This window comes from Pontibacter brevis, from assembly GCF_054779655.1.
Window position 1 is genome coordinate 48,709 of record NZ_BAAGXV010000027.1, and the last position, 14,703, is coordinate 63,411.

General features: G+C 50.3%; 11 protein-coding genes. 4 read left to right on the top strand and 7 right to left on the bottom strand.

What is annotated here, in order from left to right; translation table 11 throughout:
- Positions 1 to 7 precede the first annotated feature (7 nt).
- Positions 8 to 499 carry a hypothetical protein gene (locus ACYVB1_RS08045; RefSeq protein WP_460922525.1) on the top strand — a complete coding sequence of 164 codons (492 nt, stop codon included), beginning with the start codon at positions 8 to 10 and terminating at the stop codon, positions 497 to 499.
- Between the two features lie 105 nt (positions 500 to 604).
- Here the strand turns inward: ACYVB1_RS08045 and ACYVB1_RS08050 are convergent, their stop codons facing one another.
- From ACYVB1_RS08050 to ACYVB1_RS08080, 7 genes are all read right to left on the bottom strand, one after another.
- Positions 605 to 1,198, bottom strand: coding sequence for a hypothetical protein (locus ACYVB1_RS08050; RefSeq protein ID WP_460922528.1), 594 nt, complete (start codon positions 1,196 to 1,198; stop codon positions 605 to 607).
- Positions 1,199 to 1,478: 280 nt separating this feature from the next.
- Positions 1,479 to 2,648: a zinc-dependent alcohol dehydrogenase gene (locus tag ACYVB1_RS08055; protein ID WP_460922531.1), complete on the bottom strand. Its 1,170-nt coding sequence runs from the start codon at positions 2,646 to 2,648 to the stop codon at positions 1,479 to 1,481.
- A 42-nt stretch (positions 2,649 to 2,690) separates the two neighbouring features.
- Positions 2,691 to 3,440, bottom strand: coding sequence for an SRPBCC family protein (locus tag ACYVB1_RS08060; RefSeq protein WP_460922534.1), 750 nt, complete (start codon positions 3,438 to 3,440; stop codon positions 2,691 to 2,693).
- A 147-nt stretch (positions 3,441 to 3,587) separates the two neighbouring features.
- The gene (locus ACYVB1_RS08065) at positions 3,588 to 4,292 is read right to left on the bottom strand and encodes a porin family protein (RefSeq protein WP_460922537.1); all 705 of its coding nucleotides are present in this window, start codon (positions 4,290 to 4,292) and stop codon (positions 3,588 to 3,590) included.
- A gap of 266 nt (positions 4,293 to 4,558) precedes the next feature.
- The gene (locus ACYVB1_RS08070) at positions 4,559 to 5,731 is read right to left on the bottom strand and encodes a PQQ-dependent sugar dehydrogenase (RefSeq protein WP_460922540.1); all 1,173 of its coding nucleotides are present in this window, start codon (positions 5,729 to 5,731) and stop codon (positions 4,559 to 4,561) included.
- Between the two features lie 186 nt (positions 5,732 to 5,917).
- Entirely contained in the window at positions 5,918 to 8,173 is a 2,256-nt protein-coding gene (locus ACYVB1_RS08075; protein ID WP_460922543.1) for a Tex family protein, read from the bottom strand.
- A gap of 108 nt (positions 8,174 to 8,281) precedes the next feature.
- Positions 8,282 to 8,416, bottom strand: coding sequence for a hypothetical protein (locus ACYVB1_RS08080; RefSeq protein WP_460922546.1), 135 nt, complete (start codon positions 8,414 to 8,416; stop codon positions 8,282 to 8,284).
- 129 nt (positions 8,417 to 8,545) lie between these two features.
- On the opposite strand from ACYVB1_RS08080, the gene ACYVB1_RS08085 reads away from it, so the two are divergent.
- The 3 genes from ACYVB1_RS08085 (at position 8,546) to ACYVB1_RS08095 (ending at position 14,613) form a co-directional block, all read left to right on the top strand.
- Entirely contained in the window at positions 8,546 to 9,931 is a 1,386-nt protein-coding gene (locus ACYVB1_RS08085; RefSeq protein ID WP_460922549.1) for a neutral/alkaline non-lysosomal ceramidase N-terminal domain-containing protein, read from the top strand.
- Positions 9,932 to 10,443: 512 nt separating this feature from the next.
- Positions 10,444 to 14,058, top strand: a complete 3,615-nt coding sequence (locus ACYVB1_RS08090; RefSeq protein WP_460922552.1) for a T9SS-dependent M36 family metallopeptidase — start codon at positions 10,444 to 10,446, stop codon at positions 14,056 to 14,058.
- 321 nt (positions 14,059 to 14,379) lie between these two features.
- Positions 14,380 to 14,613: a hypothetical protein gene (locus ACYVB1_RS08095; RefSeq protein WP_460922555.1), complete on the top strand. Its 234-nt coding sequence runs from the start codon at positions 14,380 to 14,382 to the stop codon at positions 14,611 to 14,613.
- The last annotated feature ends 90 nt before the right edge of the window (positions 14,614 to 14,703 follow it).

The window sequence follows — 14,703 nt, forward strand, 5'->3', positions numbered from 1 at the left end:
GCTTCTAATGCAGACAACACAGGAAGTAACGGTTTATCTTGATACACCAGAACTGAAGATTTACACCAACTCTTCTCTTAAACTTTTAGTAATACAGGCAAGTGGCATTGTTCCTTCTGAAATTTACCGCCACGGCCTCTCCCTGGCTACCAAAATTGCGATAGAAGAAAAGTTAAGTTTCTGGCTGGTAAACAACAAGGAAGGAGGCATCATCACACCAGCAGACCAGATATGGGCGACCGAAGTAAATGCCCCTCAGTTAGCTACAGAGTCCTCTATCAGGAAGATGGCTTTTGTTGAACCAATGGATTTTCACAGCAAAATTATCCTGGAGGATATGATGGATAAGGTTAAGAATGTTTTTCCCTTCGAGATGCAGTTCTTTGATGATGTTGCTGGTGCCCACTCCTGGTTCCAAGACAACCAGGCGACTGTTTTCCGCACTGCAGTTTCTTCGCCAGTTATTCCAACGGGTCCTGCACCAAATTCCTTTATCTAGTTTTGGGCTCTCCTTTTCATAGGAAAGTTATGGTGCCACAGTTTTACTGATAGTAAAAATGCCAACCGGTAAGGCTGGCATCTGTGTTTAAGGTTCTGAATCGGCTTAACTGCTTCTCGGACCGGATACAGTAATGTATCGGGGCACTTCTATTTCTCCAATGGGGGTTTGCACTGTCGGCTTAATCTGGAATGTCAGGTTCTGGCGCAGGTCCTTTTTCTGTGAGATCAGCGTCATCAGCTTGGAAAGGCCTTCGTAATTTCGGATTCCTTCCGGCTCCGACATTGTCACGGAGGTATGTATGGGGAGTTCATTCAGCCCTTCGCGCAATTTCATGGGCTCCTGCACCACACCCTGCAGCGTTTCCTCCCCATCCACCAGCAGTTGCCATTTCATTTCGGTAATGGTCATCTGCCGTACTTCTTCCGGCTCCTGCATCTGCACCTGCAGGTATAAGGTGGTGCTGGCCCGCAGCGTGTTATCAGAAATAGAGGCTAGCAGGCTGTCGCCTTCGCTGGTCGTAAAATCATGCGCTGCACGCTTCTTCATCACGTCTACGCCGTTCAACTGCAGGTCCTGCACCTCTTTTAAGCTATACTTTGCCTCCGTGAATGCTTTTAAGTCGCTGGCCTGTTTGCACCCGGTAAACAGCACGGCCATTGTCAGAAGCAGACTATAGATGTAACTGTACTTTCTCATTCTCAATTCGTCTTATCCTGCTCTTTTAAAGCAAATTACGCACCAACAAGGAAACAGGACACTTCCTCTATCAGAATTTTCCGCTTACTGTTTTTATTTCCTGTGCCTTAGCAGCTGCAGGAGTGCTATTGCACCAGAAAGCCTGAAAGCTCCTCTACACCCTAAGTGGCTGCGTTAGTTCCCGCGCCAAGCCAGGAACAGCGATTGCTCTTGCTCTTAAAATTGAAAAGGAGCCACCTGTGCAGATGCCTCCTTTTCAATTCCTTCTAATTTATGGCAATCATGGTGTGAACACCACCCGCATGCAGTTATCTGTTTTCTCCTTGAACATCTTATAGCCTTCCGGGCCTTGGTTTAGGCTCCATTTATGCGTGAGCATATACGATGGGTCTACCTCACCTGCCGCCACCCTGTCCAGTAACTGCGGAATGTACTTTTGTGCAAACATTTGTCCCATTCTGAATGTAAGCGCTTTGTTCATGGCCGCTCCCATCGGAAATTTATCAAGCAGGCCACCGTACACACCTACGATAGAGACAGTACCACCTTTCCGACAGGCCATAATAGCTTGCCGCAACACCGCGGGTCGGCCTGTCTGCATACGAAGTGTCTGTTTTGCTTTATCGTAGTATTGCTCCACGCCTGTTGTGTGTGCCTCCATGCCCACGGCATCAATGCAGCGGTCTGGTCCGCGGCCGCCGGTCATTTCTTTCAGGGCATCCAGTATGTCTACCTTTTCATAGTTCAATACTTCTGCTTTGGCATGTATTTTAGCTTTTGCCAGGCGATCGTCAAACCGGTCGATGGCAATGACACGACCGGCGCCCAGCAGCCAGGCACTCTGCATGGCCATCTGCCCTACACCGCCTGCACCCCAAACTACCACTGTATCGCCAGGCTCTATGCCGCACATATCGGCGGCCATATATCCTGTCGGGAAGGCATCTGAGGTGAATACAGCCGCATCGTCTGAGACTCCCTCTGGTATTTTAAAGACACCGTTATCTGCATAAGGTACCCGGATGTACTCTGCATGGCTGCCAGCATAGCCGCCAAAGGCGTGGGAGTAGCCAAAGATACCTGCAGTTGGGTAGCCGTACGCTTTCTCCAGGTATTCTGGCTTGGCATTGGAGTTATCGCAGAGCGACCATTCGTCGCGCTGGCAGAATTCGCAGCCGCCGCAGCCTAATATAGAGCCCACCACCACGCGGTCTCCTCTGGTGAATTTTTTCACTCCGGGGCCTACCTCTACTATTTCCCCCATAAACTCGTGCCCGATAATATCACCGGCTTTCATAGTAGGCACATAGCCGTCGAGCAGGTGCAGATCAGAGCCACAAACGGACGACATGGTAACTTTTACAATGGCATCGCCTGAATTCAATATAGACGGATCGGGCACACGTTCAACCCGAAGGTCGTTAATGCCATTCCAGCAAAGTGCTTTCATAGTTTTATTTTGATGGTTAGAGAATAAAAGTTCAGAAGGCTTTTAGCGCTCACCTGCTGGCTGGCCTTCTACCGTAATTACCTCGCCGGTTTCCATAAGTTGCTTAAAGCGGCGAAGGTCGTTTGACACCATCTGCTCAAAGGCGGGGTTTAGCAGTTTGGTAAGGCTTCCTCCCACTGCACCGGCGGGTGGTCTGTAAGAGATAGTAGATTGAACAACAGTGCCTCTGTCGGCAGGTGCATCCATAAACCGGACCTCCCCTGCATTATCCACATCAGAACCTGGCAAAGAGCGCCAAGCAATCATACTGCCTGTCTCCTCTTGCACAATATCGGCTTCCCACTCCACTGTACCCACTCCTTTCGGTATCCTGGCAACCCAATGGGAGCGTTTGGGACCTAATTGGCGGACATCCTGCAGATGCTGCATAAACTGCGGCAGGTTTTCGAACTGTCGCCAGAACTGGTATACTTCGCTGCGCGGCCTGTTAATTGTCAGGCTACGGGTTATCTCTATAGAGATGTCTTTTCCGGTAGAAGTGTCACGGCCAGCCATAGCATTCATGGGGCAATAGCCAGTGGATCCCCGGTAAAGCAGGGCACCTCCGGCTGCAGCCATAATCAAACCTCCTAAGTTGGGCTTACGCAAGCCATAATAGGCCATCAAAGCACCTACCATTACCGAAGCGACACGCTCCGCTGTTCCTACATTTATATGGCTGGAGCCAGTAGTTGGCGGGATAATATGCTGTGTATCCAGCACATCAGACATTGTTGTATTATATGTATCCATATGTAATATTTTTTTTTTGGATACGCATTCACTAACTGTTGAAGTTGCTTTTACAACTATTTTAATTGTACCTTTTACTTACTTGTTAAAAAAAGGCGTCTCCCGCATGTGCAGGAGACGCCTTTTCAGTGCTTGCGTGTTAGCTTTTTACCTTCTTCCGAACAGATAGGCTAAAGACACACCAATTGTGCGGTTAGAGTTTTTTGGCTCATCATCCGGACGCTCATCTTCATATTTGGTCATATCAGACAAACCATGACCATAGCGCACATCCAGGTTAAGGAAACCAGCGCCTAAACGATACGCCATACCAACGCCTACACTGGCACCCAGGTCTAAGCGGTTTTGCTTCATGCCATCCTCATAATCATCCTGAAACTCAATATCCTCTTCTTCCTCCTCTCCGGCAAAAGAAGATTTCAACTTACCGTTCATCCAGTAGCCTACTGAAGGGCCGGCTGTTACAAAGGCTTTGAGGTTTTCTCCACCAAAGGCGATTTTAGCCAGCACAGGCACCTCCAGGTAATTCATTTTCACTTTCACACTTACATCCCCCATCGGGTCATCTTCCAGCAAGGAAGCATTCGCTTCAAAGCCTCTCTGAGCGTACAGCACTTCCGGTTGAATAGAAAATATGTTAGAAACACCAAAATTGACTACTGCACCAAACTGTGCCCCAGTGGAATACTCCATTTCATCATTAAATTCCTTCCGATAATCGTCATCACCCCCTACAGCTCGGATAGTGGCGAAATTCGCCCCCACGCGTGGACCAAAAGACACGCTTTGTGCCTCGGCAGCAACCGCCATTCCCATGGCAGCCGCTACAATCAGGTAAATTTTAGTGTTCATAGCATCTTCGCTTTTACATATTGAAGATACTATATCAATTAGAAAAGTTAAAATTTTTATCTAAATAATACCGAACACCTGCATCATAAAAATGGCGTTATACCACCATTCTGTTATTAGTTTTAAAACGAACTACTTAATCAACATCAAATAGCTGAAAAACAGCTGTTTATATTTATTTAAACAACAGGCATACACGCACACAGCCAACTCCACCATTTATAGTAAGAAAACTTTAATTTTGTGGCTGACATCAACATCCCGGGCTACCTGACCTGCTGCTGCAGCCGGTAGATTTTGCCATCGTTACCGTAGCTGAGCACCAGCAGTTCATTTTCCTGGTCTTCTCCGAAAGTAGCCAGCGGAAATCCGGTAGTGAGCAACAGCACATTGTCTGTTTTCTTTCCGTTGCCGTCCACGGTGAGCGCCCATATTTTACCACTGGCATAGTCGCCGTAAATGTACTTACCCTGTAAAGCCGGCAGTTGCTTACCCCTGTATACAAAGCCGCCCGTAACAGATACCCCTTCTGAGCGCACGTATTCATGCACAGGCAGTACCAGGCCGGACTGGTCACAGTTAGAAGAGGGTTTGAAACAGTCCGTCCCCTCCATTACACGCCAGCCATAGTTGCCGCCGTTCCGGATAATGTCTATCTCCTCCAGCTTGTTCTGCCCGACGTCAGCAGCCCACAGCGTCCCTGTTTGTTTGTCAAAGGAGAACTTCCAGGGGTTGCGCAGGCCATAGGCATAGATTTCCTCCCGATACCCTTCTGAATTTCCGGCAAAAGGATTATCGGCCGGGATACTGTAGTTGCGGCTGCCGGAAGAGCTGTTCACATCGATGCGCAGGATGTTCCCGAGTAAATTACTTCTATTCTGAGAGTTATTTTGCGGGTCGCCACCACTGCCACCATCCCCAACGGAAATATACAGGTAACCATCCGGGCCAAAAGCGACCTTGCCCCCATTGTGGTTCCGGTAGGGCTGGTCGAATCTGAGTAAAACAGATTCGCTTTTTGGGTCGACCTGCCCGTTGCCTCCCTGTTTCAGGGTAAACCGCGAGATCCTGGTCTCAGGCTTACTGCCCGCGGTATAGTTGACGTAGAGGTAGCCGTTGTTCCGGAAATCAGGGTGAAAGGCGAGGCCCAGCAAGCCCATCTCGCCTCCGGATACCACCCTATCTGAAATGTCGAGAAACAGGTTTGGTGTAGAAACGTCCTGGTCGTCGCCGGGGAGCCAGTAAATTTTCCCCTCCTGGTCTACCACGTACAGGCGACCCTCCATCGAAACAGCTTCCACAGCGTCGTTAATTTCTATATTGGGGTATACTTCCTTTAACTCATACTGCGCATCATGCTCATACTGTGCATCGGCAGGTTCAGCACAGCCCATCAGCAGGAACATCACCAGCAGATAACTTAGATTATACAATACCATAGAAGTAACAGGTTGATCCTTAACTAAAAAACACTTGCTTTCATACGGCATCGCCTTAGCAATGGCTATATGAATGCCAGCTCACGGAAGCAGGCAGTTTAGTTGGCAGCATGCTGATGCTTTAAAAGCAAAGGCCCTGCACGCATAACGCACAGGGCCTTTTATGTTGCCTGCCTGATATTTCTATTACTTAAACATGCCTTTCAGCTGGGCAAGCTTGGCCTGGAAATCATCCACCGGCTCGGCTTCTTTTTTGGCACCACCTTTTTTGCCCGCGCCACCGCCTGCTGGTTTGGCTGCGGCAGGATCGCTTTTCATGCTAAGCGAGATGCGCTTGCGGCTCTCATCTACTTCCAGCACAGTCACCTCTACTTTCTGCCCTACCTTCACTACGTCGTGCGGGTTGCTCACAAAGCGGTCAGACAGGTGGCTTACGTGTACAAGCCCGTCCTGGTGCACCCCAATATCAACGAAAGCACCAAAGGCCGTGATGTTGGTCACGATGCCAGGCAGTTTCATACCGGCACGCAGGTCTTTCATCTCATTCACACCTTCTGTGAAGCTGAAAGCCTCAAACGTCTCGCGCGGGTCACGGCCTGGCTTAGCAAGCTCGCTCACAATATCCTGCAGTGTAGGCAAACCAACGGTATCGGTTACATATTTCTTCAGCTCAATTTTCTTGCGCAGCTCATCGCTCTTAATTAAATCCTGCACCGTTACGCCCAGGTCTTTTGCCATCTGCTCCACAATCGGGTAGCTTTCCGGGTGCACGGCAGAGGCGTCCAGCGGGTTCTTCGCATCGCGGATGCGGAGGAAGCCTGCTGCCTGCTCGAAGGCTTTATCACCAAGGCGGGCTACTTTTTTTAGCTCTGTACGAGTGCGGAAAGGACCGTTCTGGTTGCGGTAGTCTACAATGTTCTGCGCCAGGGCCGGTCCAAGGCCCGACACATAAGTCAGCAGCTGCTTGCTGGCGGTGTTTACTTCCACACCCACCGCATTCACGCAGCTCATTACCACGTCGTCCAGCGTGTGCTTCAGGGCGGACTGGTCCACGTCGTGCTGGTACTGGCCAACGCCAATTGACTTCGGATCAATCTTTACCAACTCGGCCAATGGGTCCATCAAACGGCGTCCGATAGACACGGCACCACGTACCGTCACATCCTGATCAGGGAATTCCTCGCGGGCTACGTCGGAGGCCGAGTAGATAGAGGCACCGCTCTCGTTCACCATTACCACCTGCACTGTCTTCGGCAGGTTCAGTTTATTCACAAAGGCTTCTGTTTCACGGCTAGCCGTACCGTTGCCTATGGCAACAGCTTCAACATCAAACCTGTCCACGAGGTACTTCACGCTCTGCCCTGCCTCCACGGCTTTGCCCTGGCCTGTGTGCGGGTAAATTGTTTCGTTGTGCAGGAGTTTACCCTGCTTGTCCAGCACCACCAGTTTGCAACCAGTTCTGAAACCAGGGTCCAGCGCCAATACTGTTTTCTGGCCAAGCGGCGAAGACAGCAACAACTGGCGCAGGTTATCGGCAAACACCCGGATGGCTTCCTCATCAGCGCGCTTCTTAGAACTCAGGCGAACCTCTGTTTCCATGCTCAGCTTAAGCAGGCGCTTATAACAGTCTTTCACTGCCAGGCGCACCTGCTCTGAGGCGGCGTTGTTGCCTTTCACAAACATGTCCTCCAGCTTTGCCAGGGCAGCTTCCTCCTCTGGTTGTGCACTCAGCATCAGCACCATTTCGGTTTCGCCACGGCGCATGGCCAGCACACGGTGCGACGGTGCTTTCTCAATCGGCTCTTCCCACTCGAAGTAGTCTTTGAACTTCTGGCCTTCTTCCTCTTTGCCCATCATCACGCGGCTCTTGAACACACCTTTCTTCTCAAAAAGCTGGCGCATTGAGGCGCGTGCCTCGGCGTTCTCGTTCATCCACTCGGCCATGATGTCGCGGGCACCAGCCAGGGCTTCTTCAGCATCCTTCACCTCTTTCTCTTCAGAGATAAAGTTGGCGGCTTCTGCCGTAACATCGAAATTTTCCTGCTGGAATATACGCTCAGCCAGTGGCTCCAGCCCTTTTTCGCGGGCGATGGTGGCACGGGTGCGGCGCTTCGGCTTGTATGGCAGGTAAATATCTTCCAGCACAGCCATGGTCTCGGCAGCCATAATCTGCGCCTCCAGTTCCGGCGTCAGCTTCTCCTGGTCACGAATAGATTTGAGAATACTCTCGCGGCGTTTGTCCAGCTCACGCAGCTGCTCCATTCTGTCGCGGATAGCGGCAATCTGCACTTCGTCCAGCGAGCCAGTCACTTCTTTGCGGTAACGGGAAATAAAAGGGACTGTCGCTCCTTCATCCAGCAAGGTGACCGTAGCCTCCACTTGCTTGATGGTGATGGTAAGCTCAGTGGCAATTTTTAAAAGATGGTCAATATTTTGTTCCATATATTTTTATTACACAAAAGACAATCGGGAAACAGGGGTTATGAGAAATATGAAGTTAATGGGTAGCCGGGTTTATGACACTCTACAGCTTTGTTGAAAAAAGAACAGCTAGAGAAGCTTTGTGTCGCCTTCTGATGGATGTGCCAGAATAAATTTTGATTGCTTACCGGCCCTGCTGTCGCTCTCCTGCTCATGTTCAAATCCCTGGGTTATAGAAACGCCAAATTTAAAGTATATTGCCATAAGTAGAAAGATTAACGCGATGAGATTGTAGCTTTGTAAAATATTTGAGGCATTTGATAACACAGCGCTTCTTTATGTTGTTTAGCTATAGTGCCTAACAAAAATCACCCATTCGTAAATTGCGCAGGATTGAAGACTGCATCCAAAAATAAAGTTTCCCGAAACTGGTACTGGCTGTTATTGCTCCTGCTGCTGCCTGCCTGCATTGTGCAGCGCATAGATCGCACACCTTACCAGCAAACCGACTACTATAAAAAGACCCTTGCCAGCCTGAACAGCAACCCGCCCACTGTCATGACCGGCGATACGCTGGAAGTGGGTTGGGCTAAACTTAACATTACGCCTTCGGCACCCGCTCCGCTGGCAGGCTACGGCAAGCGGTTGGGCATGGACTATGAGGAAGTGCACGATACGGCTTGGGTACGCACCTTTGCTTTTGATAACGGGCAGGCCGAGGCATACTTTGTTTCCCTGGATTTGCTGATTGTGCCCATGCTGGTGCTGCAGGAGTTGGAAAAAGAATATCCAAAACGAGGCCTGAAGCCAGAGCAGGTATACCTGTCTGCCACTCACAGCCACTCCAGCTTTGGCGGCTGGGGGCGCAGGATTGGCGTAAAAATCATGTCAGGGGAATATGAAAGCGAGATTGTCCGGCACCTGACGCAACAGATTTTGCAGAGCATTGAGCTGGCACGGCAAAACCTGAAACCGACGCGCATAGGCTATGGAAGCACAGATGCTTCCAGCCTGGTAAAAAACCGACTTACAAAATCGAGGCAGGACCGGGATACAGCCCTTCGCTTCCTGAAGTTTGAACGCCCGGATGGCACAGCTGCCGTGCTTTCCTTTTTCTCGGCTCACCCCACTACCCTGCCTTCTATGCAGCCCGTTCTCTCCCGCGACTACCCTGGTGTATTGGTAGATGAACTGGAAGTACGTGTCGGGTTTGCAGCTTTCTCGGCAGGCGCAGTAGGCAGCCACAGCCCGGTTTTCTTCCAGCGTGAGCCTTTTGAAGGTACAGAGGAAGTGGGGGAACGCCTCGCTACCATCCTGCGGCATGAGTTGCACCAGGTCGAAACATCCTACACCCGCACACTCGGCTATAACAGGACCCCCCTGCTCTTGCCGGACCCGCAGTGGCGCATCTCTGAAAACTTGCGGCTGGCACCTACGCTTTTCAACTGGCTGTTCGGGAAGCATCCGGCTTATGTTACCAGCCTGCAGTTAGGAGACATCGTGCTGTTAGGTGCCCCGGCTGACTATTCCGGTGAGTTTATGGATGAGTTGGAGCATACCGCTTCCCAGAAAGATTTGAACGTGATTGCTACCAGCTTTAACGGGGGCTATATTGGCTATGTCACGCCCGAAGAGCACTATGACCTGGATAAGTATGAAACGCGCAGCATGAGCTTCTATGGCCCCTACAGTGGGAACTATATGACAGAAATACTGCAACTGCTGCTGCGTCAGCACGCTAACACTGCACATGCTCTACCTGCCGCAGAGAAAGAGTAAATTATTTTTCATAAAATAGTCCTATACTATCAAAGCCTCAGCCAACTCACCAGTTATTCACACCCTGCCTCATCCTTATAAAGTTCAATATTGTTAAATTGATAAATTTATACTTTTTATAAAATTCTCAACTCGTTTACCAGGAAAGGTTTAATCTGAAATGGCCGCTGCTACTTCTTGAAGCGTTCTGACATCAATGCTTAAACCTTTAACCCGATTTTGATTTAACCTTACAAAAGGCTCTCAACACCCCATTTCCCTCTAAATCAACCTGTCAGAAAAATTATAAATCTGCTAAACCAGGCCTGCAGCCTGTACATCCGGTGAAGCCGGATTACCGTATTTAGGGCATCACCAACAGGAGGTCCCTCTTAAACATGGCACTATATCCGGCGTTACGATTGGGTTCCAGGAATACCAAAGTGAAGGCACCTCACCATATACTCCTATCTTTTTCCAACCATTCAGCATTTTAAACTAACCTTTATATGTAACACCTTTAACATTTTCCTATGAAGAACATCTCACCGTATTCCCTCCTATCACTCCTGTGCATGCTGCTCCTGCTGCCAGGTATAAGCCCGGCGCAGTCAGCGTTTGAGGCTGCAAAGCAACACATAGACAATACAAAAGCGGATTACAAACTCACTGCTGCGGATATCTCCGACTATGTCATCACAGACCAGTATGTGAGTAAGAAAAGCGGCGTAACGCACATTTACCTGCGGCAGCGGTTCCAGGGTATCGAGGTGGCAGGTGCCAACCTGAACATCAACATCGACCGCGAAGGTAACGTGATAAACATGGGCAACCGCTTTATTCCTAACCTGAGAGCTGCTATCAAGAGCAGCTCTGCCTCCATCTCGGCTGAGCAGGCGGCCATGGCTGCAGCCGGTAAATTGAAGCTGAAGGTGCAGCACCCTATCAAGGTAAAAGAACGCAAAGCCCCTGACGCCGAAGTCACTGCCGCTGCCAAGCCAGTAGTACTTACCGATGGCGGCATCTCCCTGCATCCTATCCCGGCCAAGCTGGTGTACCAGCCAATGCCTGACGGCAGCGTGCGACTGGCATGGGAAGTGGCTATCTACGAAACAGATGCGCAGCATTACTGGAACACTAAAATCGACGCGGCAACAGGTGACGTATTACTGCAGGAGGACCTCGTGATTCACGACATCTGGGGACCAGAAGTAGTAACGGATGCTCCGGCCACAGCCAGGAAACTAACCGGCAGAAAGCCAACTGCTTCAAAGCAGGAGCAGCTGAAAGCAAGACAAAACCTCTACACCCAGTTGTTTGCACCGAAAGCCGTAGCGGCAAAAGCGGCCACGGCAGCGGTTGCCACAAGCGGTACTTACCGCGTTTACGATGCTCCCTTTGAAACTCCGAACCATGGCGAGAGAACGTTGGTAACAGGTAAAGAGGACCTGACGGCATCGCCTTTAGGCTGGCACAACGACGGCACCCTCTCCTACACCATCACCAAAGGTAACAACGTGCATGCCTATGAAGACCGTGCAGGTGCCAATGCCGGTGTCAGCCCGGATGGCGGCCTTGACCTTATCTTCGACTTCCCGCTGGACCTGGCGAAGGAGCCGGACACCTACGTGCAGGCAGCTACCGCCAACCTTTTTTACTGGAACAACCTGATGCACGATGTGTTCTACCAGTTCGGGTTTGACGAAGTGAGCGGCAATTTTCAGCAGTCGAACTTCACTGGCGAAGGCCAGGGGCTAGATGGCGTGATGGCAGAAGCGCAGGACGGCGGCGGCACCAACAATGCCAACTTCTTGACGCTGCAGGACGGTGTACCAGGCCGCATGCAAATGTACCTCTGGACTTCATCACTGCCTGCTGAGCTACTGCATATCAACACTCCTTCTTCTGTAGCAGGTGCTTATATTGGCGTGCAGGCTGCGTTTGGCCCTGCCGTTGACGAGATAGGTGTGGCAGGTAACATTATCATGGCTGACCCTTCTAATGGTTGTAGTGGTGCCACCTCTCCCCTAACAGTACCTTTTGCCAACCAGGCCGAAATTTCCGGAAACATTGCCCTGATAGACCGTGGTGCCTGTACCTTTATTGAAAAAGCGCTGAATGCACAGGCATCAGGAGCAACAGCAGTAATAGTGGTAAATAATATTGATGGGGATCCTATCTCTATGGGCGGCGACGAAACAGGTACCGCGGTGCTGATACCGGCCATCATGATCAGCAAGGCAGATGGTGACAAGCTGAAAGCTGCGCTGGCGCAAGGGTTGGCAGGTGCACTAAGACGTGAAGGCGGTGTGCCCCCGCTTCGTGACGGAGACCTGGACAACGGTATCATCGCCCACGAATACGGACACGGAATCTCCACACGTCTCACCGGTGGGCCAAGCACCCAATGCTTGGCCGGAGCTGAGCAAGGCGGCGAAGGCTGGAGTGACTACTTTGCCCTGTACATGACCATGCAAAACGGTGACACAGGTCCGCAGCGGCGTGGTATTGGTACCTATGTGCAGTCTCAGGCTATAGACGGCGGCGGTATACGCCCTGCTCCCTACAGCACAGACATGGGCATCAACCCTTACACCTACGGCATGGTGTCTAACCCCGAAATTTCCGTACCGCACGGCGTTGGCTTTATCTGGGCGACAATGCTTTGGGATATGACCTGGAGCCTCATCGACGAGTACGGCTACGACCCTAACATCTACAGTGGCACAGGCGGCAATAACATTGCTTTACAGCTCATCATCGATGGCCTGAAGCTGCAGCCTTGCAGCCCCGGCTTTATTGATGCCCGTGACGCCATACTGGCAGCCGACAGAATCAACAACGGCGGTGCCAACCAGTGCTACATCTGGAGGGCCTTTGCAAAGCGCGGCCTTGGCTTTAGTGCGCAGCAGGGCAGCAACAACGACCTGACCGATGGTGTGGAAGCCTTTGACATGCCACCTTCCTGCGAGCCTCAGTTTGCCATAAAACTAGACGCAAATCCATCTCCTGTAGTAGACGGCCAGCAGCTTACCTATAACATCACGGTAACGAACAACACAGCCAGCGACCTGAACGGCGTTAGCATCAGCAGCTTTGTCCCGGCTAATACCACTATTGTAGCTGAGTCTGGCAAGGATGCACTAAAAGTGTCAAATGGTGTAGTAACCTTCAAGTCTGTAAAAATGGCACAGGGCGAAACAGTTAACCGCTCCTTCAAAGTGACGGTACAGAAAGGCGACGGTACTACCGTATATTTCCAGGACGATATGGAGAACGGCGCCACAAAATGGAAGACCACCCATGCTGTTGGCCTGGACGACTGGAAACTAAGTACGAAGAACCCATACAGCGGCACCACCTCCTGGTTTGCAGTGGATCCGAACACCTTCAGTGATCAATACCTGATAACAGCTAGCCCAATAACTGTAGGTGAAAACGCCCTGCTGCGCTTCTGGCACAGCTATGCCACAGAGGCCGGCTTTGACGGCGGCGTTGTGGAAATCAGCACCAACAGCGGCCTTACCTGGGCTAACTTGGGCGACAAGATGATTCAGAATGGCTACAACAGCACAATTCCGTTGGAGAATGCCTCTACTATCAGTGGCCCAGCCTTTACGGGCGGCAGCAACGGCTATATACAGACCATCGTGGACCTGAGCAGCTTTGCAGGACAGAAGGTACTCATTCGCTTTAGAATGGGTTCTGATGTGTTGACAGGCGCCACAGGTTGGTATGTGGACAATGTGGATGTGGTATCAAACCCAACCACTATTGTGAACACTGCCTCTGTCACTACAAAGTGGGGAGGTGACGCCACAGCAGAAACTGAGACGCTGGTGCTGAAGTCGGATGCACTGACGGCCACTCAGGTTTCGAATGCCGTAGTGCCGGCACGGGGTACTATCCTGTATCCGAACCCTGCGCAACAAAGCGTGAACCTGCAACTGGCACATGGCACCACCGGCCTGGTAGAAGTAACAGCGGTGAACAACCTGGGCCAGCAGGTGCTGCAGAAGCAGTTACAGGCTGCACCGTCAGCGGGTGGCATTGTGATACCTTTAAGCCAGCTACCGGATGGTTTGTACTACTTCACTATCTCAGCCGGAGGTAAAACGGAGACACATAAACTCATCATCAGGAAGTAAAAACAATAACTTCTAATATACAGAAAGAGCCGCCTAAAAAAGGTGGCTCTTTTTATTTTATGCAGTCTACTGCGATACAGTTTTACTTGCTTTTAGCAAGTTCATAAAACCGCTGTTGCGGAAGCCACCTGCAGCAATACATTTTTTTACCGCCTCTGCCATAACTACCTGACCAGTAGAATACAACTCACCTTACCCGATTAAATAATATTGCAATGGCATTCTTTATATAGTTATAAACATTACACCTCCATCATCAGTTTAAATTAATAAGAGGAAGTGAATTGCACTTTCATTTTTGTACAAATAAAAAACTGACATATGGAACTGATATCAATAGACATACCGAACTTTATATTTCTTACAATCATAGGTGTATACATGATGCTGCTTGTGTTTATTCTGACATGGGTGTATTATGATGCAGAACAGCGCGGCGTAAACGGCTGGTTAGTTACAGCAATGGCATTTTTCTCCGGTACCATTTTCGGAACGCTGGTCTGGCTGGCGTTAAGGCCTAGTCTGAAACCACAACCTATCCCGGTAAGAAGTTAAACGCATTTTATATCTACATAAAAGTGCCAACCTGCCACCTAGGTATAGCAGCTAATTTTTATCTTTGAGAATAACAGGACCTGAAGGTGA

Excerpts from the sequence above, each read along its gene's own strand:
- ACYVB1_RS08065 (WP_460922537.1), bottom strand. The coding sequence starts at position 4,292 with ATGAACACTAAAATTTACCTGATTGTAGCGGCTGCCATGGGAATGGCG.
- ACYVB1_RS08090 (WP_460922552.1), top strand. The coding sequence starts at position 10,444 with ATGAAGAACATCTCACCGTATTCCCTCCTATCACTCCTGTGCATGCTG.
- ACYVB1_RS08095 (WP_460922555.1), top strand. The coding sequence starts at position 14,380 with ATGGAACTGATATCAATAGACATACCGAACTTTATATTTCTTACAATC.
- ACYVB1_RS08055 (WP_460922531.1), bottom strand. The coding sequence starts at position 2,648 with ATGAAAGCACTTTGCTGGAATGGCATTAACGACCTTCGGGTTGAACGT.
- ACYVB1_RS08050 (WP_460922528.1), bottom strand. The coding sequence starts at position 1,198 with ATGAGAAAGTACAGTTACATCTATAGTCTGCTTCTGACAATGGCCGTG.
- ACYVB1_RS08080 (WP_460922546.1), bottom strand. The coding sequence starts at position 8,416 with ATGGCAATATACTTTAAATTTGGCGTTTCTATAACCCAGGGATTTGAA.
- ACYVB1_RS08060 (WP_460922534.1), bottom strand. The coding sequence starts at position 3,440 with ATGGATACATATAATACAACAATGTCTGATGTGCTGGATACACAGCAT.
- ACYVB1_RS08070 (WP_460922540.1), bottom strand. The coding sequence starts at position 5,731 with ATGGTATTGTATAATCTAAGTTATCTGCTGGTGATGTTCCTGCTGATG.
- ACYVB1_RS08045 (WP_460922525.1), top strand. The coding sequence starts at position 8 with ATGCAGACAACACAGGAAGTAACGGTTTATCTTGATACACCAGAACTG.
- ACYVB1_RS08075 (WP_460922543.1), bottom strand. The coding sequence starts at position 8,173 with ATGGAACAAAATATTGACCATCTTTTAAAAATTGCCACTGAGCTTACC.